The organism is Sphingopyxis yananensis (genome assembly GCF_020687785.1).
Classification (GTDB): domain Bacteria; phylum Pseudomonadota; class Alphaproteobacteria; order Sphingomonadales; family Sphingomonadaceae; genus Sphingopyxis; species Sphingopyxis yananensis.
In genome coordinates this window covers 43338-63041 of record NZ_JAJEWI010000005.1, presented here as the reverse complement: position 1 = coordinate 63041, position 19704 = coordinate 43338, and the positions used below count along the sequence as shown (strand labels likewise).

The 19704-nt window shown below is 55.9% G+C and carries 32 protein-coding genes; 28 read left to right on the top strand and 4 right to left on the bottom strand.

Translation table 11 applies throughout. The features are described 5' to 3' along the window. Positions 1–7: 7 nt before the first annotated feature. Together LKO31_RS02775 and LKO31_RS02770 are read right to left on the bottom strand one after the other, a co-directional pair. Positions 8–673, bottom strand: coding sequence for a pyrimidine 5'-nucleotidase (locus tag LKO31_RS02775; RefSeq protein ID WP_227688555.1), 666 nt, complete (start codon positions 671–673; stop codon positions 8–10). A gap of 9 nt (positions 674–682) precedes the next feature. Further along, entirely contained in the window at positions 683–1207 is a 525-nt protein-coding gene (locus LKO31_RS02770; RefSeq protein WP_227688554.1) for a DNA-deoxyinosine glycosylase, read from the bottom strand. A 309-nt stretch (positions 1208–1516) separates the two neighbouring features. Here LKO31_RS02770 and rpsL point away from each other — a divergent pair, with 309 nt between their 5' ends. From rpsL to LKO31_RS02630, 28 genes are all read left to right on the top strand, one after another. Beyond that, on the top strand, positions 1517–1888 hold the full coding sequence (gene rpsL, locus LKO31_RS02765) for a 30S ribosomal protein S12 (protein WP_227688553.1): 372 nt from the start codon (positions 1517–1519) through the stop codon (positions 1886–1888). A gap of 75 nt (positions 1889–1963) precedes the next feature. Next, positions 1964–2434, top strand: coding sequence for a 30S ribosomal protein S7 (gene rpsG, locus LKO31_RS02760; RefSeq protein WP_227688552.1), 471 nt, complete (start codon positions 1964–1966; stop codon positions 2432–2434). Between the two features lie 105 nt (positions 2435–2539). Continuing rightward, positions 2540–4633: an elongation factor G gene (gene fusA, locus LKO31_RS02755; protein ID WP_227688551.1), complete on the top strand. Its 2094-nt coding sequence runs from the start codon at positions 2540–2542 to the stop codon at positions 4631–4633. Between the two features lie 119 nt (positions 4634–4752). Continuing rightward, positions 4753–5943 (top strand): elongation factor Tu, encoded by a 1191-nt coding sequence (gene tuf / locus LKO31_RS02750; protein WP_227688550.1) that lies wholly within the window; start codon positions 4753–4755, stop codon positions 5941–5943. A 158-nt stretch (positions 5944–6101) separates the two neighbouring features. Beyond that, positions 6102–6413 carry a 30S ribosomal protein S10 gene (rpsJ, locus tag LKO31_RS02745; protein WP_227688549.1) on the top strand — a complete coding sequence of 104 codons (312 nt, stop codon included), beginning with the start codon at positions 6102–6104 and terminating at the stop codon, positions 6411–6413. 316 nt (positions 6414–6729) lie between these two features. Next, entirely contained in the window at positions 6730–7470 is a 741-nt protein-coding gene (gene rplC / locus LKO31_RS02740; RefSeq protein WP_227689548.1) for a 50S ribosomal protein L3, read from the top strand. A gap of 2 nt (positions 7471–7472) precedes the next feature. Beyond that, on the top strand, positions 7473–8099 hold the full coding sequence (rplD, locus tag LKO31_RS02735) for a 50S ribosomal protein L4 (protein ID WP_227688548.1): 627 nt from the start codon (positions 7473–7475) through the stop codon (positions 8097–8099). Next, positions 8092–8400, top strand: a complete 309-nt coding sequence (locus tag LKO31_RS02730; RefSeq protein WP_227688547.1) for a 50S ribosomal protein L23 — start codon at positions 8092–8094, stop codon at positions 8398–8400. Before rplD ends, LKO31_RS02730 begins: the two co-directional genes overlap by 8 nt. Positions 8401–8421: 21 nt before the next feature. Continuing rightward, entirely contained in the window at positions 8422–9258 is an 837-nt protein-coding gene (gene rplB, locus LKO31_RS02725; protein ID WP_227688546.1) for a 50S ribosomal protein L2, read from the top strand. Positions 9259–9261: 3 nt separating this feature from the next. Beyond that, positions 9262–9537, top strand: a complete 276-nt coding sequence (rpsS, locus tag LKO31_RS02720) for a 30S ribosomal protein S19 (RefSeq protein ID WP_227688545.1) — start codon at positions 9262–9264, stop codon at positions 9535–9537. Then, positions 9537–9917, top strand: a complete 381-nt coding sequence (rplV, locus tag LKO31_RS02715) for a 50S ribosomal protein L22 (RefSeq protein WP_227688544.1) — start codon at positions 9537–9539, stop codon at positions 9915–9917. The genes rpsS and rplV overlap by 1 nt, the downstream gene beginning before the upstream one ends. Position 9918: 1 nt before the next feature. Then, entirely contained in the window at positions 9919–10614 is a 696-nt protein-coding gene (gene rpsC, locus LKO31_RS02710; RefSeq protein ID WP_227688543.1) for a 30S ribosomal protein S3, read from the top strand. 14 nt (positions 10615–10628) lie between these two features. Continuing rightward, complete coding sequence (gene rplP / locus LKO31_RS02705; RefSeq protein ID WP_227688542.1) at positions 10629–11060, top strand: 50S ribosomal protein L16; 432 nt, start codon at positions 10629–10631, stop codon at positions 11058–11060. Between the two features lie 5 nt (positions 11061–11065). Further along, a complete protein-coding gene (gene rpmC / locus LKO31_RS02700; protein WP_227688541.1) occupies positions 11066–11272 on the top strand; it encodes a 50S ribosomal protein L29 in 207 nt (68 codons plus the stop codon). Between the two features lie 10 nt (positions 11273–11282). Then, on the top strand, positions 11283–11549 hold the full coding sequence (rpsQ, locus tag LKO31_RS02695; RefSeq protein WP_227688540.1) for a 30S ribosomal protein S17: 267 nt from the start codon (positions 11283–11285) through the stop codon (positions 11547–11549). 69 nt (positions 11550–11618) lie between these two features. Next, on the top strand, positions 11619–11987 hold the full coding sequence (gene rplN, locus LKO31_RS02690; RefSeq protein ID WP_227688539.1) for a 50S ribosomal protein L14: 369 nt from the start codon (positions 11619–11621) through the stop codon (positions 11985–11987). A 2-nt stretch (positions 11988–11989) separates the two neighbouring features. After that, positions 11990–12304 carry a 50S ribosomal protein L24 gene (gene rplX / locus LKO31_RS02685; RefSeq protein WP_227688538.1) on the top strand — a complete coding sequence of 105 codons (315 nt, stop codon included), beginning with the start codon at positions 11990–11992 and terminating at the stop codon, positions 12302–12304. Then, complete coding sequence (rplE, locus tag LKO31_RS02680; protein WP_227688537.1) at positions 12304–12882, top strand: 50S ribosomal protein L5; 579 nt, start codon at positions 12304–12306, stop codon at positions 12880–12882. Before rplX ends, rplE begins: the two co-directional genes overlap by 1 nt. Before the next feature lie 50 nt (positions 12883–12932). Beyond that, positions 12933–13238, top strand: a complete 306-nt coding sequence (gene rpsN / locus LKO31_RS02675) for a 30S ribosomal protein S14 (RefSeq protein WP_227688536.1) — start codon at positions 12933–12935, stop codon at positions 13236–13238. 12 nt (positions 13239–13250) lie between these two features. Next, on the top strand, positions 13251–13655 hold the full coding sequence (gene rpsH / locus LKO31_RS02670; protein WP_227688535.1) for a 30S ribosomal protein S8: 405 nt from the start codon (positions 13251–13253) through the stop codon (positions 13653–13655). Position 13656: 1 nt separating this feature from the next. Beyond that, the gene (rplF, locus tag LKO31_RS02665; RefSeq protein ID WP_227688534.1) at positions 13657–14190 is read left to right on the top strand and encodes a 50S ribosomal protein L6; all 534 of its coding nucleotides are present in this window, start codon (positions 13657–13659) and stop codon (positions 14188–14190) included. 3 nt (positions 14191–14193) lie between these two features. Continuing rightward, a complete protein-coding gene (rplR, locus tag LKO31_RS02660) occupies positions 14194–14547 on the top strand; it encodes a 50S ribosomal protein L18 (RefSeq protein ID WP_227688533.1) in 354 nt (117 codons plus the stop codon). 2 nt (positions 14548–14549) lie between these two features. Continuing rightward, positions 14550–15248, top strand: a complete 699-nt coding sequence (rpsE, locus tag LKO31_RS02655; protein ID WP_227689547.1) for a 30S ribosomal protein S5 — start codon at positions 14550–14552, stop codon at positions 15246–15248. A 4-nt stretch (positions 15249–15252) separates the two neighbouring features. Continuing rightward, the gene (rpmD, locus tag LKO31_RS02650) at positions 15253–15438 is read left to right on the top strand and encodes a 50S ribosomal protein L30 (protein WP_227688532.1); all 186 of its coding nucleotides are present in this window, start codon (positions 15253–15255) and stop codon (positions 15436–15438) included. Between the two features lie 28 nt (positions 15439–15466). After that, the gene (locus LKO31_RS02645) at positions 15467–15673 is read left to right on the top strand and encodes a DUF1737 domain-containing protein (RefSeq protein WP_227688531.1); all 207 of its coding nucleotides are present in this window, start codon (positions 15467–15469) and stop codon (positions 15671–15673) included. A gap of 42 nt (positions 15674–15715) precedes the next feature. Beyond that, a complete protein-coding gene (gene rplO, locus LKO31_RS02640; RefSeq protein WP_227688530.1) occupies positions 15716–16195 on the top strand; it encodes a 50S ribosomal protein L15 in 480 nt (159 codons plus the stop codon). A gap of 264 nt (positions 16196–16459) precedes the next feature. Further along, positions 16460–17833, top strand: coding sequence for a preprotein translocase subunit SecY (secY, locus tag LKO31_RS02635; RefSeq protein WP_227688529.1), 1374 nt, complete (start codon positions 16460–16462; stop codon positions 17831–17833). Between the two features lie 43 nt (positions 17834–17876). Beyond that, positions 17877–18527, top strand: a complete 651-nt coding sequence (locus tag LKO31_RS02630; RefSeq protein WP_227688528.1) for an adenylate kinase — start codon at positions 17877–17879, stop codon at positions 18525–18527. Positions 18528–18598: 71 nt separating this feature from the next. Here the strand turns inward: LKO31_RS02630 and LKO31_RS02625 are convergent, their stop codons facing one another. Continuing rightward, positions 18599–19123, bottom strand: coding sequence for a YceD family protein (locus LKO31_RS02625; RefSeq protein ID WP_227688527.1), 525 nt, complete (start codon positions 19121–19123; stop codon positions 18599–18601). Continuing rightward, complete coding sequence (locus LKO31_RS02620; RefSeq protein WP_227688526.1) at positions 19120–19653, bottom strand: ubiquinol-cytochrome C chaperone family protein; 534 nt, start codon at positions 19651–19653, stop codon at positions 19120–19122. Before LKO31_RS02620 ends, LKO31_RS02625 begins: the two co-directional genes overlap by 4 nt. Between the last annotated feature and the right edge of the window lie 51 nt (positions 19654–19704).

Below are 19704 nucleotides of genomic sequence, written 5' to 3'. Positions count from 1 at the left end.
ATATTCCTCAATTGAAAGGCAGCGATTCCAGCCAGTCGGTCAATTCATGGATATGAAAATCGACATGGGCAGGCACATGGTCGCGATGGCCGCTTTCGCTGCCATTGTCCAGCCACACCGTGGTCATGCCCAAGGCTTTTGCGGGGGTCAGATTCCGCGCCATATCTTCGAAAAACAGGCTGCGCGTGGGATCGACGCCCAGATGTTGGACCATCACATCATAGGCGCTGGCCACAGGCTTAGGTTGATAATCCGTCGCGCGAATATCGCAAATGCCGGAAAATAGGTCGCTCAGCCCACGTGCCTCAAGCACGCGGGCGGCATAATCGGCGTCGGCATTGGTATATATATAGCGTTCACCGGGCAGACGCTTCAAAGTTTCGCGCAGCCGTTCGTCGATGCTCAGCCGGTCCAATTCGATATTATGAACGTCCAGCAGAAAATCTTCGGGCGGCACGCCATGATGCTGCATCAAGCCGGCCATGGTGGTGCCATAGCGGTGAAAATAATCTTTTTGCACATCATGGGCTTCGCTTTCACTCACATCCAGCAAGCGCATGATGAAAGTGCGCATCCGGATGTCGATCAGATCAAATAACCGCGTCGATGGCGGATATAGCGTGTTGTCGAGATCGAAAATCCAATGGGTGATATGGTCTAGCGATGGAGTCATGGCCCCTGCCTATGCGGGGCGGGCATAAGGTGCAAGGGCGGACCAGGCCGCCGCCTTATCATCAAAGCGCTGGGTATTGGCGGCGCTGCTGCTCGGCAAGTCGAGCAAGCGGATGGGGTAAGAACCACCATCCTGCAACCAATCACCGCGCGCGTGTAAAATACGCCGCCCCAAGGCACTGGCTTTTTTGCCATTAAAGGCAATGGCCCGCAGCGCGGGCAGGGCAGGGAGTATCGTCCGCAAATCCTGCGGCGCTACGGCCTTGATATCGCTGTCTAAACTCGAGTGCCGCTGGGCGCTTTCGATGACGTCCCACAGCGCCACACCATTTTCTAACAAAATGGCGAGTCGATTTATATAGTTTGATGGTGATAGCTGGAGTCGCAAGACATGATCTAATAATCGCCAAAATTGATTCTGCGGGTGGGCATAATATTGGCCGGCGGCCAAGGATTTCGCACCCGGCAAGCTGCCCAAAATCAAGATATGGCAATTTTCATCCCAAATGGGGGCGAAGCTGGTGTGACGAAGCATAGGCACAAGGCTGGATAGAAAGCCGATTTCCGCTTCGCAAGAGGCTTTCGGCCTTGACCCATAGAAGAATCCCCGATAGTGGGCGCGCGGCTCGAGATGGGATCATTGTATCTTTTTTCGGTCACAACAGCGCTTGAACATTGCTGGCGCGGATGGAGCCTCCGAAAGATCCTATGGGTCTGTCGGGGTCTTTTGCTGTTACAAGGTCGGTCGTTTGTTCCGTTTTGCGGGGCAGGGATACGAAGCACCATCCACCGCAGTACAGTAACCGTTCGCCCTTATGGGCGGGCAATTGAAGGTGAAGCATTCATGCCCACGATCAACCAGCTGGTCCGCAAGGGCCGGACCCCACAGAAGGCGAACTCCAAGTCGCCTGCTATGGACGCAAACCCGCAAAAGCGTGGCGTTTGCACGCGCGTTTATACGACGACCCCGAAAAAGCCGAACTCGGCTCTTCGTAAAGTTGCCAAGATTCGCCTGACCAACAGCCGTGAAGTCATTTCCTACATCCCCGGCGAAGGCCACAACCTGCAAGAACACAGTGTTGTCCTGATCCGTGGCGGTAAAGTTCGCGATCTTCCCGGTGTCCGTTACCACGTATTGCGCGGTGTATTGGATACCCAAGGTGTTAAGGATCGTAAGCAGAGCCGTTCGAAATACGGTGCGAAGCGTCCGAAGTAAGAATTTCGGCCACTTTATCGGCTATTTCCATCCCATGTACTCTGTGCTGGGATGATGTTGTAAAAGGAATTTCCCATGGCTCGTCGTCGTCGTCCAGAACGTCGCGAAATTCTGCCCGATCCCCGTTTCGGTGATGTGGTGCTGTCCAAGTTCATGAACAGCGTTATGCTTGACGGTAAGAAATCCGTTGCAGAACAGATTGTTTATGGCGCTTTGGAAACTGTTGAAGCCCGCGCAAAGAAGGAACCGCTTGGCGTGTTCCACGAAGCATTGGCCAACATCCGTCCGAACATCGAAGTTCGCAGCCGCCGTGTTGGTGGTGCGACCTATCAGGTTCCTGTGGAAGTTCGCTCAGAACGTGCACAAGCCTTGGCCATTCGTTGGCTGATCACGGCTGCCCGCAACCGCAGCGAAACCACCATGGCTGCTCGTTTGTCTGGTGAATTGCTCGATGCATCGAACAACCGTGGCAATGCTGTGAAAAAGCGCGAAGATACGCACCGCATGGCGGAAGCGAACCGCGCCTTCTCGCACTACCGCTGGTAACGCCACTTGTGACGATTGCGGTGCTTCGGCGTCTCGTAATCGTCACAAATATTCCTATATCGGGGGTTGTCATCACGGCATCCCCCTAAGTCCAAGGAAATCACCATGGCACGTAGCCATCCGCTCGAACGGTATCGTAACTTTGGTATTATGGCGCACATCGACGCCGGCAAAACCACGACAACCGAGCGTATTCTTTATTACACCGGTAAAAACTACAAAATCGGCGAAACCCACGAGGGTAGCGCAACGATGGACTGGATGGAGCAGGAACAAGAGCGTGGTATCACCATCACCTCTGCTGCGACCACCTGCGTGTGGAAAGCCGAAGATGGTCAGGGTCCAGAACACCGCCTGAACATCATCGACACCCCGGGTCACGTTGACTTCACGATTGAAGTAGAGCGTTCGCTGCGCGTTCTCGACGGCGCGGTTGCGGCGTTCGACGGCGTTGCTGGCGTTGAACCGCAGTCGGAAACCGTGTGGCGTCAGGCTGAAAAGTACGGCGTTCCACGCATGTGCTATATCAACAAACTCGACCGTACCGGCGCGAACTTCTATTATTGCGTACAAACGATCATCGATCGTCTGGGCGCAGTGCCATTGGTTCTGTATCTGCCAATCGGTGCAGAAGGCGACTTCATTGGTCTCGTTGACTTGCTCAACGAACGCGGCATCGTCTGGAAGGACGAAAGCCTCGGCGCGAATTTCGACTATGTCGAAATTCCGGACGATATGAAGGAAAAGGCCGCCGAATATCGCGAAAAGCTGGTCGAACTTGCTGTTGAGCAAGACGATGCTGCGACGGAAGCTTATCTGGAAGGCACCATTCCTTCGGTTCCCGAACTGAAGAAGTTGATCCGTAAGGGTACGCTGAACCAATCGTTCGTTCCCGTTCTTTGCGGTTCGTCGTTCAAGAATAAGGGCGTGCAGGCGCTGCTCGACGCTGTTGTCGATTATCTGCCTTCGCCGCTGGATATTCCTGACGTTCAGGGCATCAACCCTGCAACCGATGAGCCCGACACCCGCGCGACCGCTGACGATGCTCCGCTGTCGCTGCTGGCGTTCAAGATCATGAACGATCCGTTCGTGGGTTCGCTGACCTTCGCTCGTATTTACTCGGGCACCCTTACCAAGGGCACCTACCTGAACTCGGTGAAGGACAAGAAGGAAAAGATCGGCCGTATGCTGTTGATGCATGCGAACAGCCGTGAAGATATCGACGAAGCACGCGCTGGCGACATCGTGGCTTTGGCTGGTATGAAGGAAACCACCACGGGTGATACCATCTGCGCCGTTAACGCGCCGATCATCCTGGAGCGCATGGAATTCCCTGAACCCGTTATCGAATTGTCGGTGGAACCCAAGACCAAGGCTGACCAAGAAAAGATGGGCATCGCGCTCAATCGTCTTGCTGCTGAAGATCCCTCGTTCCGGGTTTCGACGGACCATGAATCGGGTCAAACGATCATCAAGGGCATGGGCGAGCTTCACCTCGACATTCTCGTGGATCGTATGCGCCGTGAATTCAAAGTGGAAGCCAATGTCGGCGCTCCGCAGGTGGCTTATCGTGAGTCGCTGGCGAAGCCTGTCGAAGTGGACTACACCCACAAGAAGCAATCGGGTGGTACCGGTCAGTTCGGCCGCGTGAAGGTTCAGGTTAAGCCTGGCGAGCGTGGTTCGGGCGTGGTCTTCAAGGAGGAAATTAAGGGCGGTAACATTCCGCGCGAATATATTCCTGCCGTTGAAAAGGGCTTCCGCGAATCTGCTGACAATGGTCACATGATTGGCTTCCCTATCATCGACTTTGAAATCACGTTGGTGGACGGTGCCTATCACGATGTCGACTCGTCGGCATTGGCATTTGAAATCGCTGGCCGTGCGGCCATGCGTGAAGTTGCTGCGAAGGCAGGCATTAAGCTGCTGGAACCAGTGATGAAGGTCGAAGTCGTCACGCCAGAAGAATATATGGGTGACGTGATCGGCGATCTGAACAGCCGTCGCGGCCAAATTCAAGGCACCGACAGCCGTGGTAACGCGCAGGCCGTGGAAGCGGTTGTGCCACTTGCCAACATGTTCGGCTATGTGAACCAGCTTCGCTCGTTCACGCAGGGCCGTGCACAGTACACCATGCAGTTCTCGCACTATGACGAAGTGCCGACCAACGTGGCGGAAGACCTCAAGGCCAAGATGGCCTGATCGGACTTTGCCGCGCGGACTTGCTTCGCGCGGCAAGAACGATTATGGGCGCAGCCTGTTCAGCAGGGTTCGTCCACGACTGATCAAACCCAAAACATCGAACAAGAAGGTTCATTTAAATGGCTAAGGCTAAATTTGAGCGGACGAAACCGCACTGCAATATCGGCACCATCGGTCACGTTGACCATGGTAAGACCTCGCTGACCGCAGCGATCTCGAAGGTTCTGTCGGAAGCCAGCGGCGGCGCTGCTGTTGACTTCGCAAACATCGATAAGGCTCCTGAAGAGCGCGAACGCGGCATCACCATTTCGACCTCGCACATCGAATATGAAACCGACGCACGTCACTATGCACACGTCGACTGCCCAGGCCACGCTGACTATGTTAAGAACATGATCACCGGTGCGGCGCAGATGGACGGCGCGATCCTCGTTGTGTCGGCTTCGGACGGCCCAATGCCACAAACCAAGGAACACATCCTGCTTGCTAAGCAAGTTGGCGTTCCCACCATGGTTGTGTTCCTGAACAAGGTCGACCAATTGGACGACCCTGAGCTGTTGGAACTGGTTGAGCTGGAAATTCGCGAAGAACTGTCGAAGCGCGATTTCGACGGCGACAATATTCCTATCATCGCTGGTTCGGCTCTGGCTGCTCTGGAAGGCCGCGACGACAACATCGGTAAGGAAGCAATTCTGAAGCTGATGGCTGCTGTTGACAGCTGGATCCCGCAACCAGAACGTCCTATCGACCAAAACTTCCTGATGCCAATCGAAGACGTGTTCTCGATCTCGGGTCGTGGTACGGTTGTTACTGGTCGTATCGAAACCGGCGTTGTTAAGGTTGGTGAAGAAGTCGAAATCGTCGGCATCAAGGACACCAAGAAGACGACCGTTACCGGCGTTGAAATGTTCCGTAAGCTGCTCGATCGCGGTGAAGCTGGCGACAACGTTGGCGCGCTGATCCGTGGCGTTGCTCGTGATGAAGTTGAGCGCGGTCAAGTTCTGGCGAAGCCAGGCACCATCACCCCGCATACCGAATTCACCTCGGAAGTATATGTTCTGTCGAAGGACGAAGGCGGCCGTCACACGCCATTCTTCGCTAACTACCGTCCTCAGTTCTACTTCCGCACCACCGACGTAACTGGCGAAGTGATTCTGCCAGAAGGTACGGAAATGGTTATGCCTGGCGACAACGTGCAATTGCAGGTTCGCCTGATTGCTCCGATCGCTATGGACCAAGGTCTGCGCTTCGCAATTCGCGAAGGTGGCCGTACGGTTGGCGCAGGGGTTGTAGCCTCGATCGTAAAGTAATATAGGGCCGCAAGCCGCCTGATTCGGACATCGATTCGGGCGGCTTGTCGCTTTGAGATTTTTGATGGCCTTCACGGTTTCCGGCGCGAAATGCGCGGAAAACGGGGTGGCCATTTCCGCTCTTTCGCATCGTCATACGGGATTCGACTGGAACAGTCATGGAAACGCAGAATATTCGCATTCGCCTGAAGGCCTTTGATCACCGCGTGCTTGATCAGGCAACGACGGACATCGCAGAAACCGCACGTCGCACTGGCGCTCTCATTCGCGGACCAATCCCGCTGCCGACGCGCATTGAAAAGTTCACTGTGAACCGTGGCCCGCACATCGACAAAAAGTCGCGCGAGCAATTCGAAGTTCGCACCCACAAGCGGTTGCTCGACATCGTGCAGCCCACCCCGCAGACGGTTGATGCGCTGATGAAGCTGGATCTCGCTGCTGGCGTGAACGTAGAGATCAAGTTGGCTTAAGGCCGACGCAGCCCCAGTCGTTTTACGGCTGGGGTCTCTATCGTTAGTCCCCATGGGACGAAGTGTCCGAAAACATATTCGGAACGACGATAGGGTGGATACCACCGGTCCTGTTTTTCGGATATATTCCAATTAACTAGTGGTCGGGCTTGGTCCCCCGTCTTGTTGCCATGATTGACATGGTAGCTCCCAGCCCGGACGGGGCGATCAATCAAATTTAAGGGTTGGGTGGGCAGCAACGACGCCATTTATGGCCGATGTTGAGGTCCGCAAGCCGGTTGGAATGGTCCATCCGGCCTCTGTTGAGGAGTGTATCATGCGTACTGGCGTGATCGCGAAGAAAATGGGGATGACACGCCTGTTTCAGGAAGATGGGCGCCATGTGCCTGTCACGGTCCTGAGCCTGGAAGGCTGTCAGGTTGTCTCTGTACGCGATAAAGAACGTGACGGTTATGTAGCCGTTCAACTCGGTGCGGGCTCGGCCAAGGCAAAGAATGTTGCCAAGCCGCAGCGCGGTGTCTTCGGTAAAGCCGAAGTCGAACCGAAAGCAAAAGTCGTCGAATTCCGTGTTGCTGATGATGCCACGCTCGACGTAGGTGCCGAATTGTCGGCAGAACATTTCGTTTCCGGTCAAATGGTCGATATCCAGGGTGTTACCCAGGGTAAAGGCTTTGCTGGTGCTATGAAGCGCTGGGGCTTCGGTGGTATGCGTGCATCGCACGGTGTATCGATCAGCCACCGTGCACATGGTTCGACCGGTCAACGCCAGGATCCAGGTCGCGTCTTCAAGAACAAGAAGATGGCCGGCCACATGGGTGCGCGCAATCGCACTCAGCAAAATCTTGAAATCGTTCGCACGGATGCCGAGCGTGGTCTGCTCTTCGTCAAGGGTTCGGTCCCTGGCTCGAAGGGTGGCTGGCTGCTCGTTCGCGATGCGGTGAAGCTGCCGCGTCATCCTGAAGCGCCCTATCCGGCTGCTATCAAGAGCGCATCTAACAGCAACAACTCGTCTGACGCCGCGGAAGCAGTCGTCACCGACGGCGCACAGGAGTCCTGATCATGAAGGTCAAGGTACAGACCCTCGACGGCAAGGCCGGCGCTGACATCGAATTGAACGACGATGTTTTCGGCGTTGATGCCCGTGCTGACATCCTGCACCGCGTTGTTGCGTGGCAGCTGGAAAAGCGTCGCGGCCCCGCTCGTGCGGCTCGCGAACGTAGCGACGTTGCGCGCACTGGCAAGAAGTTCGGTCGCCAAAAGGGCGGCGGTACGGCTCGTCACGGTGACCGCAAGGCACCAATCTTCATCGGCGGTGGCAAGGCCCATGGTCCTCGCGCTCGCACGTTCGGCCACTCGCTGAACAAGAAGATCCGCGCACTCGGCCTGAAAATGGCTCTCAGCGACAAGGCACAGGGCGGCAAGCTGCTGGTTGTGGACTCGCTGGAACTGGCAGACGCCAAGACCAAGGTTTTGGTCGGTCAGTTGAGCAAGCTGGAACTGGGCAACCGCGCGTTGTTCATCGACGGTGAAAATGTTGCGGCAAGCTTCTCGCAGGCATCGGCCAACATCGTGGGCGTTGATACGCTTCCTGCGATTGGTGCCAACGTCTATGACATCATCCGTGCCGACACGCTGGTTCTGACCCGCGCGGCGGTCGAAAAGCTGGAGGCCCGTTTCAATGGCTAAGGCAAAGACGATCGAAGCCCGTCATTATGACGTGGTTCTCTCGCCGGTGATCACTGAAAAGTCGACGCTGATGAGCGAAAATAACGCCGTCGTGTTTCGTGTTGCCGACAGCGCAACCAAGCCGGCAATCAAGGCCGCCGTTGAGGCGCTGTTCGATGTCAAGGTTCTCAGCGTCAACACGCTGGTCACCAAAGGCAAGACCAAGCGCTGGAAGGGCAAGCCCTACACTCGTAGCGACGTGAAGAAGGCGATTGTTCGTCTGGCTGAAGGCCAGTCGATCGACGTCACCACGGGCGTCTGATCGTAGGGAAAGGCAAGAAAAATGGCACTTAAATCCTATAATCCGACCAGCCCAGGTCAACGCGGTCTGATCTTGATCGACCGTTCGAACCTGTGGAAGGGCAAGCCCGTAAAGGCTCTGACCGAAGGTAAGAGCAAGACCGGCGGCCGTAACAACAAGGGTCATGTGACCTCGCGTGGTATCGGTGGTGGTCACAAGCAGCGCTATCGCATCGTCGATTTCAAGCGTCGCAAGTGGGGCGTACCTGCAACTGTTGAGCGTTTGGAATATGACCCCAACCGCACGGCTTTCATCGCGCTCATTAAATATGAAGACGGTGAAGTTGCGTACATCTTGGCACCTCAGCGTTTGGCTGTTGGCGATCGTGTGATTGCTGACAAGAAAACCGACGTGAAGCCCGGCAACGCGATGGAATTGTCGCAAATGCCAGTGGGTACCATTGTTCACAACATCGAAATGAAGCCCGGCAAGGGTGGCCAGATCGCACGTTCGGCTGGTACCTATGCTCAGGTTGTCGGTCGTGACCGTGGTCTGGTGATCGTGCGTCTTGGCTCGGGTGAACAACGTTACATCCGTGGCGAATGCATGGGCACTGTCGGCGCTGTGTCGAACCCCGACAAAGCGAACCAGAACCTTGCAAAGGCTGGTCGTAACCGTTGGAACGGCATCCGTCCGCTCACTCGCGGTGTTGCAAAGAACCCTGTCGATCACCCGCATGGTGGTGGTGAAGGCCGTACCTCGGGTGGCCGTCATCCGGTAACCCCATGGGGCAAGCCGACGAAGGGTGCTCGTACGCGCCATAACAAGTCGACCGACAAGATGATCATCCGGTCGCGTCACGCGAAGAAGAAGAGGTAAGACATGGCTCGTTCAGTCTGGAAGGGTCCGTTTGTCGACCTTCATCTCCTCAAGAAAGCAGAAACGGCTCAGGACGGCGGCAACAGCTCGCCGATCAAAACCTGGTCGCGTCGCTCCACTATCCTACCGCAGTTCGTCGGTCTGACCTTCAACGTCTATAACGGTCGCAAATTTGTGCCCGTGTCGGTGAATGAAGATATGGTTGGCATGAAACTGGGTGAATTTGCGCCAACGCGCTTCTTCCCCGGTCACGCGGCTGACAAGAAGGGCAAGCGCTAATGGGTAAGGCACAAAACCCGCGCCGCGTAGCGGACAATGAAGCATTGTCCGTTGGCACGCAGATCCGTGGTTCGGCTCAGAAGCTGAACTTGGTCGCTGCGTTGATCCGCGGCCACAAGGTTGAAGACGCGCTCAACATCCTGTCCTTCTCGAAGAAGGCCATGGCTGTTGACGTTCGCAAGGTGTTGGCTTCGGCCATCGCCAACGCGGAAAACAACCATAACCTCGACGTAGACAGCCTGATCGTGTCGGAAGCCAGCGTTGGCAAATCCTTCTCGATGAAGCGTTGGCACGCACGTGGTCGTGGCAAGTCGACCCGCATCGTAAAGCCGTTTAGCCGCATCCGTATTGTGGTGCAGGAAAAGCAGGAAGAGGCGTAATATGGGCCAGAAGAGCAATCCGATCGGCCTGCGCCTGCAGGTCAACCGCACCTGGGACAGCCGCTGGTTCGCCGAAGGCGCAGACTATGGCCGCATGCTTGTGGAAGATCTTAAGATCCGCAAGTTTGTGTTCAAAACTGTTCCCCAAGCTGCTGTTTCGAAAGTTGTCATCGAACGTCCGGCAAAGCTTTGCCGCGTGTCGATCTATGCCGCTCGTCCAGGCGTCATCATCGGCAAGAAGGGCGCTGACATCGAAAAGCTGCGCAAGGCGCTCAGCAAATTGACCGGTAGCGAAGTGTCGCTGAACATCGTCGAAATCCGCAAGCCGGAAGTCGATGCGAAGCTCGTCGCTCAGGGCATTGCTGATCAGCTGGAACGCCGCGTGGCCTTCCGTCGTGCTATGAAGCGTGCCGTTCAATCGGCGATGCGTTTGGGTGCCGAAGGCATTCGAATCAACTGCGCAGGCCGTCTTGGTGGTGCAGAAATCGCTCGTACTGAATGGTATCGTGAAGGTCGCGTGCCTTTGCATACGCTGCGCGCAAACGTCGACTATGCCGAAGCCGAAGCCCACACTGCCTATGGCGTGTGCGGTATGAAGGTATGGATCTTCAAGGGTGAGATCCTCGGTCATGACCCGATGGCAACCGATCGTCTGATGCTTGAAGCACAGACCTCGGGTGTGCGTCCTGCGCGTTGATAGGATAGACTGTCATGTTGCAACCGAAGAAAACCAAGTTCCGCAAGGCATTTAAAGGCCGTATCCACGGTAATGCCAAGGGCGGTACGGATCTGAACCACGGTTCTTATGGCCTGAAGGCCTTGGAACCTGAGCGTATCACTGCGCGTCAGATCGAAGCAGCTCGTCGTGCGATTACGCGTGCGATCAAGCGTCAGGGCCGTCTGTGGATCCGCGTATTCCCAGATCTGCCAGTTTCGTCGAAGCCAGCCGAAGTCCGTATGGGTAAAGGTAAGGGCGCGCCGGAATTTTGGGCTGCTCGCGTTAAACCGGGCCGCATCCTGTTCGAACTCGACGGCGTACCCGGCCCTGTGGCTGCACTCGCTTTCGAACGCGCAGCGATGAAGCTTCCGATCAAGACCAAGGTTGTGGCCCGTCTGGGCGACACCACGCACCTGGAGGGTTAAGGACAATGGCTAAGACCGAAGATCTGAACCAGAAGACCGACGACCAACTCGCCGAACAACTCGGTGAACTGAAGCGCGAGGCATTTAACTTGCGCTTCCAGGCCGCTACGGGTCAGCTGGAAAAAGCATCGCGGGTGAAAGAAGTCCGCCGTGCAATCGCCCGCGTAAAGACCGTTCAGTCGTCGCGCCGTCGCGCGGCTGCTGCACAGTAAGGAGACTATCATGCCGAAGCGCATTTTGACCGGCACGGTGGTGTCCGATAAGGGCGATAAGACCGTGGTTGTGAAGGTAGAGCGTAAGGTTAAGCACCCGCTCTATGGCAAGATCATCCGCCGCTCGAAGAAGTACCACGCCCATGATGAGGACAACAGCTTCAAGGCTGGTGAAACCGTCCGCATTGAGGAAACGAAGCCGATTTCGAAGCTGAAGACGTGGAAGGTACTCGACAAAGTCGAAGTTTCCACTAAAGCGGCCGCGACCGAAGCTTAATATCTTCGACTGAATTTTCACGGAACCGCCGGGGTGGCCCGGTAGGCCAAGGAAGAAGGAAATGCATCGATGATTCAGATGCAGTCACAATTGGATGTCGCTGACAACAGCGGCGCTAAGCGCGTCCAGTGCATTAAGGTGCTGGGTGGCTCGAAGCGTCGCACTGCCGGCGTGGGCGACGTTATCGTCGTATCCATCAAAGAAGCTCAGCCGCGTGGCAAGGTGAAGAAGGGTGACGTGCATCGTGCCGTCATCGTTCGCACCGCGAAAGACGTTCGCCGCGCTGACGGTTCGGTTATCCGTTTCGACGGTAACGCTGCCGTTCTGGTTAACAAGAACGAAGAGCCCATCGGCACCCGTATCTTCGGCCCAGTTGTTCGCGAACTTCGCGGCAAGGGCTATATGAAGATCATCAGCCTGGCGCCGGAGGTCCTCTAATCATGGGTATGGCCAAGATTAAAAAGGGTGACACCGTTGTTGTTCTGTCCGGCAAGGACAAGGGCAAGACGGGTGAAGTAACCCAAGCTTTGCCGAAAGAAGGCAAGGTCGTTGTGGCGGGTGTGAATGTGATCACCCGTCATAAGAAGCCCACCCAGCAGAACCCGCAGGGCGGCCTGGAACGCACCGAAGCACCGCTTCATGCGTCGAAGGTTGCTGTTGCTGACCCCAAGTCGGGCAAGGCAACGCGCGTTCGCTTTGAGACCAAGGACGGCAAGAAGGTCCGTGTGGCCGTGAAGTCCGGGGAGACCATCTAATGGCTGATCTCTACACCCCTCGCATGCGCACGCTGTACGACGAGAAGATCGTCGCAGCGATGACCGAAAAATTCGGTTATAAGAACCGTATGGAAGTTCCAAAGATCGCGAAGATCACGCTCAACATGGGCGTGGGCGACGCGGTTCAGGACAAGAAAAAGGTCGACGTAGCGGCTTCGGAAATGGAACTGATTGCTGGTCAAAAGCCAGTCATCACCCGTGCGAAGAAGTCGATCGCTGGCTTTAAGCTGCGTGAAGGCATGCCGATTGGTTGCAAGGTCACCTTGCGCCGTGAACGTATGTATGAATTCCTTGATCGCCTGATCACCATTGCAATGCCCCGCATCCGCGACTTCCGCGGCGTGTCGGCAAAGAGCTTTGATGGTCGCGGCAACTATGCCATGGGCCTCAAGGAACAGATCATCTTCCCAGAAATCAACTATGACCGCATTGCTGAAGTGCGCGGCATGGATGTGATCGTCACCACGACGGCTCGTACCGACGAAGAGGCACGCGAACTGCTGAAGCTGTTCGGTTTCCCCTTCCCGATCGAAGCCCAAGAAAAAGAAGCAGCTTGAACTCCATGGAGTTCAAGTTCGACCTGGAACAAGGAAAGAGAACTTAAGTCATGGCGAAACTGAGTTCGGTTAATAAGAACGAGCGTCGCAAGCTGTTGGTCAAGAAATATGCCAACCGCTATGCGAAGTTGAAGGCTATTGCAGCCGACAAGTCGCTCGACGAAACGGAACGTCTCATTGCGCGTCTGAAGATGGCGGAAGTTCCCCGTAACGGGAACCCGACCCGCATTCGCAACCGTTGCGAGCTGACTGGTCGTCCGCGCGCTTATTATCGTAAGTTCCGGCTTTGCCGTATCCAACTTCGCGATCTGGCCAACAAAGGCCTGATCCCGGGCGTTGTGAAGTCGAGCTGGTAAGGAAGACGCAAAATGGCAATGACCGATCCTCTGGGTGATATGCTCACCCGTATCCGTAACGGCCAGCAGGCGAAGAAGGACAGCGTTCTTACGCCAGCTTCGACCCTGCGTGTCCGTGTTCTCGATGTGCTGCAGCGCGAAGGTTATATCCGTGGTTATACGGAAGAAGCTTTGGGCTCGAAGGGTCAGCACAAGGGAATCCGCATTGAGCTGAAATATTTCGAAGGCCAGCCGGCAATCCGCCACGTGGCTCGCGTTTCGAAACCTGGCCGCCGCGTCTATTCGGGTTCGAAAGAACTGCCGATTGTCCGCAACGGCTTGGGCATCACCATCGTCTCGACTCCGCGCGGTGTTCTTTCGGACGCCGAAGCACGCGAACATAATGTCGGTGGCGAAGTGCTGGCGGAGGTGTTCTAATATGTCTCGCATCGGTAAAAAAGCAGTCGCGATCCCTGGCGGTGTTACCGCCACGATCGATGCTGGCCAGCTTTCGGTAAAAGGCCCCAAGGGCACTTTGTCGATGCCGCTGTCCGACCTGATCACTTATGAAGTGAATGATGGTTCGATTTCGGTGCAGCCTGCCAATGATGGCAAGCAAGCTCGTGCATTTTGGGGCATGCAGCGTACGCTGGTGCAAAACCTGATCACGGGTGTGACCTCGGGCTTCTCCAAGGTTCTGGAAATCTCGGGCGTTGGTTATCGTGCCAATGTTTCGGGCAAGAATCTGAAGCTTCAGCTTGGCTATAGCCATGATGTCGAATTTGTTGTGCCGGATGACCTCGAAGTCAAAACGCCTGACAATACGACGATCGAAATCAGCGGTGCTGACAAGCAGAAGGTCGGCCAACTTGCGGCCGAAATTCGTCGCTGGCGTAAGCCTGAGCCCTATAAGGGCAAGGGCATCAAGTATCGCGGCGAGTACATCTTCCGCAAAGAAGGCAAGAAGAAGTAAGCCATGGCACATCTTACACCTTTTCAAAAACGTCGTCAGCGCGTTCGTACCGCGCTTCGTCTTCGTGCCGCTGGACGTCCGCGTCTGTCGGTTCATCGTTCGGGCCGTCACATCTACGCCCAAGTTATCGACGATGCGCAGGGTCTGACCCTGGCCGCAGCTTCGACCTTGGACAAGAATGTGCGCGGTTCGACCGGTGCCACCGCAGCCGCTGCTGCTGAAGTCGGCAAGCGTGTCGCAGAAGCTGCGAAAGCAGCTGGCGTTACGCAAGTCGTGTTCGACCGTGGCGGTTTCCTTTTCCACGGGCGCATCAAAGCGCTGGCCGACGCGGCACGCGAAGGCGGACTGGAGTTCTGATGATGGCAGACGAAGTAAAGAACGTCGAAGGCGCTCCTGAAGCAGCCACAACTGAAAACGCTCCTCGTCGTGGCCGTGGTGGTCGTGGTGGTGGTCGTGATGGCGGCGGTGGTAACCGCGGTCGTCGTGATGACCGTCGTGGCAACCAGCGCGACGAAGACGGTGGTGAAGAACTGATCGAAAAGTTGGTTCACATCAACCGCGTATCGAAAACCGTTAAGGGTGGTAAGCGCTTCGGCTTTGCTGCTCTGGTGGTTGTCGGTGACGGCAAGGGCCGCGTAGGCTTTGGCCATGGCAAGGCTCGCGAAGTGCCAGAAGCAATTTCGAAGGCAACTGCTGCCGCGAAAAAAGCAATGGTTCGCGTTCCGCTGCGCGATGGCCGCACTCTGCACCATGATGGTCGCGGCGTGTTCGGTGCAGGCAATGTGACCGTTCGTTCGGCCCCTGCTGGTACCGGTATCATCGCTGGTGGTCCGATGCGTGCTGTGTTCGAATCATTGGGCGTTGCTGACGTGGTGACCAAGTCGGTCGGCACCTCGAACCCCTACAACATGATCCGTGCAACTTTCGAAGCCCTGCGTGAACAGACCAGCCCCAAGTCGGTTGCTCAGCGTCGTGGCAAGAAGGTTTCGGACCTCATCAAGCGTGGCGGTGCATCCGATCGCGTGGCAGAGGCCGAAGCTGCGGCAGTGACGGAGTAAGCAAATGGCTGAAAAGAAGATCAAGATCCGTCAGATTGGTTCGCCAATCCGTCGTCCTAAGGATCAACGCGCCACTTTGGTCGGTCTTGGACTGAACAAAATGCACCGCGAAGTTGAACTGCTGGACACGCCGGAAGTGCGCGGAATGATCCGCAAGCTTCCGCATCTGGTCAAAGTGATCGAGGGCTAAGCCCTCTTTCATCAAAGGAAAAACTGCCGTGAAGCTTTATCGTTTGTTGACCGGTCCTGATGACAGCGCATTTTGTGCGCGAGTTGAAGGGCTGTTAAACAGAGGATGGCAGCTTCACGGCAGTCCTTCTATTACGACGGTCGATGGACGCGCTTATTGCGCCCAAGCCATTGTGATGGAAAAGGCCGGCCCTTACACAGGGTTTGTGCCATCAAGCGAAATAGAGCCGGATTAATTTTGATCTGGTGCGCGACAACAGCGAAAGCGAGTGCATATTATGACGATTAAACTCAACGAACTCCGCGACAATAATGGCGCCCGCAAGGGGCGTATGCGCGTTGGCCGTGGTATCGGTTCGGGCAAGGGCAAGACCGCAGGTCGCGGTCAAAAGGGTGCGAAGGCGCGTTCGGGCGTTGCAATCAACGGCTTCGAAGGCGGTCAGATGCCCCTCCACATGCGTATCCCGAAGCGTGGCTTTAACAACATCTTCGCCAAAGATTTCGCGATTGTGAATCTGGGTCAGGTGCAAAAGCTGATCGACGAAAAGAAGCTGGATGCTTCGGCTGTTGTTGATCATGCTGCCCTTAAGGCTGCTGGTGTGGCACGTGGCGGTAAGGACGGTGTTCGTCTGCTCGCCAAGGGCGAATTGACCGCCAAGGTTTCGTTCAACGTTGCTGGTGCCTCGAAGGGCGCCGTTGAAGCCGTTGAAAAGGCCGGTGGCAAGGTTGAACTGCCAGCCGTCGCTGCAGCTGAGTAATTTCAAAGCCGCGCACAAGAGATAATCTTGTGCGCGGCTTTGATTTTTGGGCTTGCCTATCGCAGCCCAGCCGCTGAGAATAGCGGCAAGGATTTAAGTCTGACGGACCGGATAACCCGATCTGTTGATGCAAAACTGACATTGCTGCGCGATTTGATTAAATCTTGCGCATCAAATTGGGCCTTTCCCCTTGCGCTTCCTTGGCAGTGAACGCACATAGGCGCCGGATCGCGGGGGCGCGGTCCGCCACTGAGGAAAGATATCATGGCCTCTCGCGCCGACCAGCTTGCATCTAATCTGAACTTTTCAAAATTCGGACAAGCAACCGAACTGAAAAATCGTATCTGGTTTACACTGGGTGCGTTGATCGTGTTCCGCTTCCTGTCCTTTGTTCCGCTGCCGGGTGTTGACCCTGTGGCGCTGTCGCGCTTGTACAGCACGGCGGCTTCGGGCGGCGTTTTGGACATTTTTAACACATTTTCGGGCGGCAGCCTTGAGCGCATGAGCATCATCGCGCTTGGCGTCATGCCCTATATCACCGCTTCGATTGTGGTGCAGTTGGCATCGGCTTTGTCGCCTAGCCTTGCTGCCCTGAAAAAAGAGGGTGAAAGCGGCCGTAAGAAGCTCAATCAATATACGCGCTATGGCACAGTGGGCCTGACCGCCATTCAGGGATATTTCTTGGCTGTTGGTCTGGAAACCTTGGGCGCCAGCCAGAATATTGCGGCGGTTGTTGACCCTGGCATGTTCTTCCGTATTGGCGCGGTGATCAGCATCATCGGCGGCACCTTGTTCCTGATGTGGCTGGGCGAGCAAATCACCAGCCGTGGTATTGGTAATGGTGTATCCTTGATCATCATGGCCGGTATTTTGGCGCAATTGCCACGCAGCTTTAGCCAGATGTTCGCCCAAGTCCGTGAAGGGTCGATGGGCGGCGGCACGGTGTTGCTGGTACTGGTTGGCGCCATTGGTTTGATCGCCTTGATCGCCTTTGTCGAGCGTGCGCAGCGCCGCGTTTTGGTGCAATATCCCAAGCGTGCGACACAGCGCGGGGTGATGCAAGCTGAACGCAGCCATTTGCCATTGAAGGTCAACACCGCTGGTGTGATTCCGCCGATCTTTGCATCATCCTTATTGCTGATGCCAGTGACCATCACCCAAATGATGGGCAGCGGCATGACGGGCGATTCGGCTGGATCGAACTTCCTGATCACGCTCAACCAATATCTGGCGCATGGTCAGCCGCTGTACATGGCGCTTTATGCCATCGGCATTATCTTCTTTTGCTTTTTTTATGTTGCGGTTGTCTTCAACCCCGAAGAAACGGCAGATAATCTGAAGCGTCAAAATGGCTTCATTCCGGGCATTCGCCCGGGCAAGAATACCGCCAATTATCTCGATTATGTGCTGACGCGCATCACCGTGATTGGCGCGGCATATATGGTCGCCATTTGTTTGGTACCGGAATCTTTTATCGCGTCATCGGGGCTGCCCTTTGCGCTTGGCGGGACCAGCCTGTTGATCGTGGTGAACGTCACCATCGACACAGTGACGCAGATCCAAAGCCATATGTTGGCGCACCAATATGGTGACTTGATTAAGAAAGCGAAGTTGAAGGGTGGTGCGCCGCGCCGTTAAGGCCGGCTCACCCGCTTTTTTGGGGGCAGGAACAGGGTATCAAATGACGCTGAATATTATTTTGTTGGGACCGCCGGGAGCCGGCAAGGGCACGCAGGCAGAGCGTCTGGTTTCGGAACATCAGATGGTTCAACTGTCGACCGGCGATATGTTGCGCGCTGCGGTTAAGGCCGGAACACCCACGGGTTTGCAAGCTAAGGCCGTGATGGATGCCGGCGGATTGGTGTCGGACGAAATCGTTTCCGGCTTGATCGGCGAGCGTTTGGACGAACTGGGCGATTCAGTATCGGTGATTTTCGACGGCTATCCCCGAACCGAAGCCCAAGCCATTTCGTTGGACGAAATTTTGGCCGCTCGTGGACGCAAGTTGGATCATGTGATCGAACTGAAGGTCGACGAAGATGCGTTAGTGGATCGTATCACAGGCCGTTTTTCCTGCGCGACATGCGGTTCCGGTTATCATGACCGTTACAAGCTGCCGCAGGTTGAAAATGTCTGTGACCAATGCGGCGGAACAGAATTTAAGCGTCGTCCCGACGATAATGAAGAAACCGTCCGCAATCGCATGGCCGAATATCGCGCCAAGACCGCGCCGATTTTGCCGATTTATGAAGCGCGCGGCATTGTAAAGGCCGTGGATGGCATGGCTGCGATTGACGAAGTTAGCAGCGGGATTGAAGCGATTATCGCTTAAGCCCCAAGAATCAAAAAGGGCGCGCTGTGCAGCACAGCGCGCCCTTTTTGATTCTTGGGGCTTTGGAGGCTTTAGTCCTTTTTAGCGCGGAGCTGGGCGAGGGCCGCAAAGGGACCCGTTTGGTCTTCGTTCAACACGCCCTTTTCGCGTAAGATGCGGTCCGCGTCGGGGTGACGGGGAAAGGGATCGAGGGCCAGTGATAAGGTCTGAACGGCGGCTTCGGCAATATCAACGCGTCCATGTTCCAGCGGTAAAATGTCGCAATCATCGCTGTTGATTTCGATTTCCTCGTCTTCGGGTGCCGTGTCAGGCTCGATATCGGTTAAGAAGCGCAGGTCAAATTCTTCGGAAATTTTGGCAGGCACCGCCAGATCCGTAGCGGCGCAGCGCTGCACGACTTCGGCGTCAATATGACCGACGGCCTTAATACCACCGGCAATGCTGCTGAGCTTGGCTGACAGGCTGAATTGCCGAACATCAATCAGGTGCAGTCGCTGGCTGATGGAGGCGCGCTGTTGCTCATCCGCTGTCAGGTCGATGCTGCGCCCTTGGCCAATTTCGGCGACGGTCAGGCTGTGCGAAAATTCGGGGGTCATGCGTTTTGGCTTCCGGGAATATGGGTCATATCAACAAGGTCTGCGGGGGCCGTAGCGGCCAGCGCAGCTTGGATCTGTGCGGCTTGCGCCGCCACATGGTCCAAAGCACTGTCGGGCGGTGTCTGACCGCGCCAAATATTGCGGATCAGGGCGCTGCGAAATTCAGGACTGTTGGCATCGCTTTGATACGCGCCCAAACGTCCCCCAAGCGCGCTCATCATGCGGCCCACTTGTTTGCCAACCACCATATCACCAAAACCGATTTGGCGAAGTTGGCCGTCCATGTCGGTGACAAAAATTTCGGTCAGATGGACACCGGCCAAGGCTTGCGCTTCGTCTTGGGCCATGCGGTTTGATACCAGTGCAAAGATCAGGCTGATCATGTCAAATCGGCCATCCAGCGTGTCTGGAACCTCGCCAGCCAAATACCAGTGCGGCTGCCGTCCAGCCGCAACAATGGCGTCATATAAGGGGCGCAGCGCCTGATTGGCGTCTGGCTTGGGGCGGAAAAGTGATCGCAGCGAAAACATGCCGCCACGCTTATCCCGAAAATGGTTGAGCGAAAAGAGGCGTGGGCACGA

Excerpts from the sequence above, each read along its gene's own strand:
- LKO31_RS02775 (WP_227688555.1), bottom strand. The coding sequence starts at position 673 with ATGACTCCATCGCTAGACCATATCACCCATTGGATTTTCGATCTCGAC.
- LKO31_RS02770 (WP_227688554.1), bottom strand. The coding sequence starts at position 1,207 with ATGCTTCGTCACACCAGCTTCGCCCCCATTTGGGATGAAAATTGCCAT.
- rpsL (WP_227688553.1), top strand. The coding sequence starts at position 1,517 with ATGCCCACGATCAACCAGCTGGTCCGCAAGGGCCGGACCCCACAGAAG.
- rpsG (WP_227688552.1), top strand. The coding sequence starts at position 1,964 with ATGGCTCGTCGTCGTCGTCCAGAACGTCGCGAAATTCTGCCCGATCCC.
- fusA (WP_227688551.1), top strand. The coding sequence starts at position 2,540 with ATGGCACGTAGCCATCCGCTCGAACGGTATCGTAACTTTGGTATTATG.
- tuf (WP_227688550.1), top strand. The coding sequence starts at position 4,753 with ATGGCTAAGGCTAAATTTGAGCGGACGAAACCGCACTGCAATATCGGC.
- rpsJ (WP_227688549.1), top strand. The coding sequence starts at position 6,102 with ATGGAAACGCAGAATATTCGCATTCGCCTGAAGGCCTTTGATCACCGC.
- rplC (WP_227689548.1), top strand. The coding sequence starts at position 6,730 with ATGCGTACTGGCGTGATCGCGAAGAAAATGGGGATGACACGCCTGTTT.
- rplD (WP_227688548.1), top strand. The coding sequence starts at position 7,473 with ATGAAGGTCAAGGTACAGACCCTCGACGGCAAGGCCGGCGCTGACATC.
- LKO31_RS02730 (WP_227688547.1), top strand. The coding sequence starts at position 8,092 with ATGGCTAAGGCAAAGACGATCGAAGCCCGTCATTATGACGTGGTTCTC.
- rplB (WP_227688546.1), top strand. The coding sequence starts at position 8,422 with ATGGCACTTAAATCCTATAATCCGACCAGCCCAGGTCAACGCGGTCTG.
- rpsS (WP_227688545.1), top strand. The coding sequence starts at position 9,262 with ATGGCTCGTTCAGTCTGGAAGGGTCCGTTTGTCGACCTTCATCTCCTC.
- rplV (WP_227688544.1), top strand. The coding sequence starts at position 9,537 with ATGGGTAAGGCACAAAACCCGCGCCGCGTAGCGGACAATGAAGCATTG.
- rpsC (WP_227688543.1), top strand. The coding sequence starts at position 9,919 with ATGGGCCAGAAGAGCAATCCGATCGGCCTGCGCCTGCAGGTCAACCGC.
- rplP (WP_227688542.1), top strand. The coding sequence starts at position 10,629 with ATGTTGCAACCGAAGAAAACCAAGTTCCGCAAGGCATTTAAAGGCCGT.
- rpmC (WP_227688541.1), top strand. The coding sequence starts at position 11,066 with ATGGCTAAGACCGAAGATCTGAACCAGAAGACCGACGACCAACTCGCC.
- rpsQ (WP_227688540.1), top strand. The coding sequence starts at position 11,283 with ATGCCGAAGCGCATTTTGACCGGCACGGTGGTGTCCGATAAGGGCGAT.
- rplN (WP_227688539.1), top strand. The coding sequence starts at position 11,619 with ATGATTCAGATGCAGTCACAATTGGATGTCGCTGACAACAGCGGCGCT.
- rplX (WP_227688538.1), top strand. The coding sequence starts at position 11,990 with ATGGGTATGGCCAAGATTAAAAAGGGTGACACCGTTGTTGTTCTGTCC.
- rplE (WP_227688537.1), top strand. The coding sequence starts at position 12,304 with ATGGCTGATCTCTACACCCCTCGCATGCGCACGCTGTACGACGAGAAG.
- rpsN (WP_227688536.1), top strand. The coding sequence starts at position 12,933 with ATGGCGAAACTGAGTTCGGTTAATAAGAACGAGCGTCGCAAGCTGTTG.
- rpsH (WP_227688535.1), top strand. The coding sequence starts at position 13,251 with ATGGCAATGACCGATCCTCTGGGTGATATGCTCACCCGTATCCGTAAC.
- rplF (WP_227688534.1), top strand. The coding sequence starts at position 13,657 with ATGTCTCGCATCGGTAAAAAAGCAGTCGCGATCCCTGGCGGTGTTACC.
- rplR (WP_227688533.1), top strand. The coding sequence starts at position 14,194 with ATGGCACATCTTACACCTTTTCAAAAACGTCGTCAGCGCGTTCGTACC.
- rpsE (WP_227689547.1), top strand. The coding sequence starts at position 14,550 with ATGGCAGACGAAGTAAAGAACGTCGAAGGCGCTCCTGAAGCAGCCACA.
- rpmD (WP_227688532.1), top strand. The coding sequence starts at position 15,253 with ATGGCTGAAAAGAAGATCAAGATCCGTCAGATTGGTTCGCCAATCCGT.
- rplO (WP_227688530.1), top strand. The coding sequence starts at position 15,716 with ATGACGATTAAACTCAACGAACTCCGCGACAATAATGGCGCCCGCAAG.
- secY (WP_227688529.1), top strand. The coding sequence starts at position 16,460 with ATGGCCTCTCGCGCCGACCAGCTTGCATCTAATCTGAACTTTTCAAAA.
- LKO31_RS02630 (WP_227688528.1), top strand. The coding sequence starts at position 17,877 with ATGACGCTGAATATTATTTTGTTGGGACCGCCGGGAGCCGGCAAGGGC.
- LKO31_RS02625 (WP_227688527.1), bottom strand. The coding sequence starts at position 19,123 with ATGACCCCCGAATTTTCGCACAGCCTGACCGTCGCCGAAATTGGCCAA.
- LKO31_RS02620 (WP_227688526.1), bottom strand. The coding sequence starts at position 19,653 with ATGTTTTCGCTGCGATCACTTTTCCGCCCCAAGCCAGACGCCAATCAG.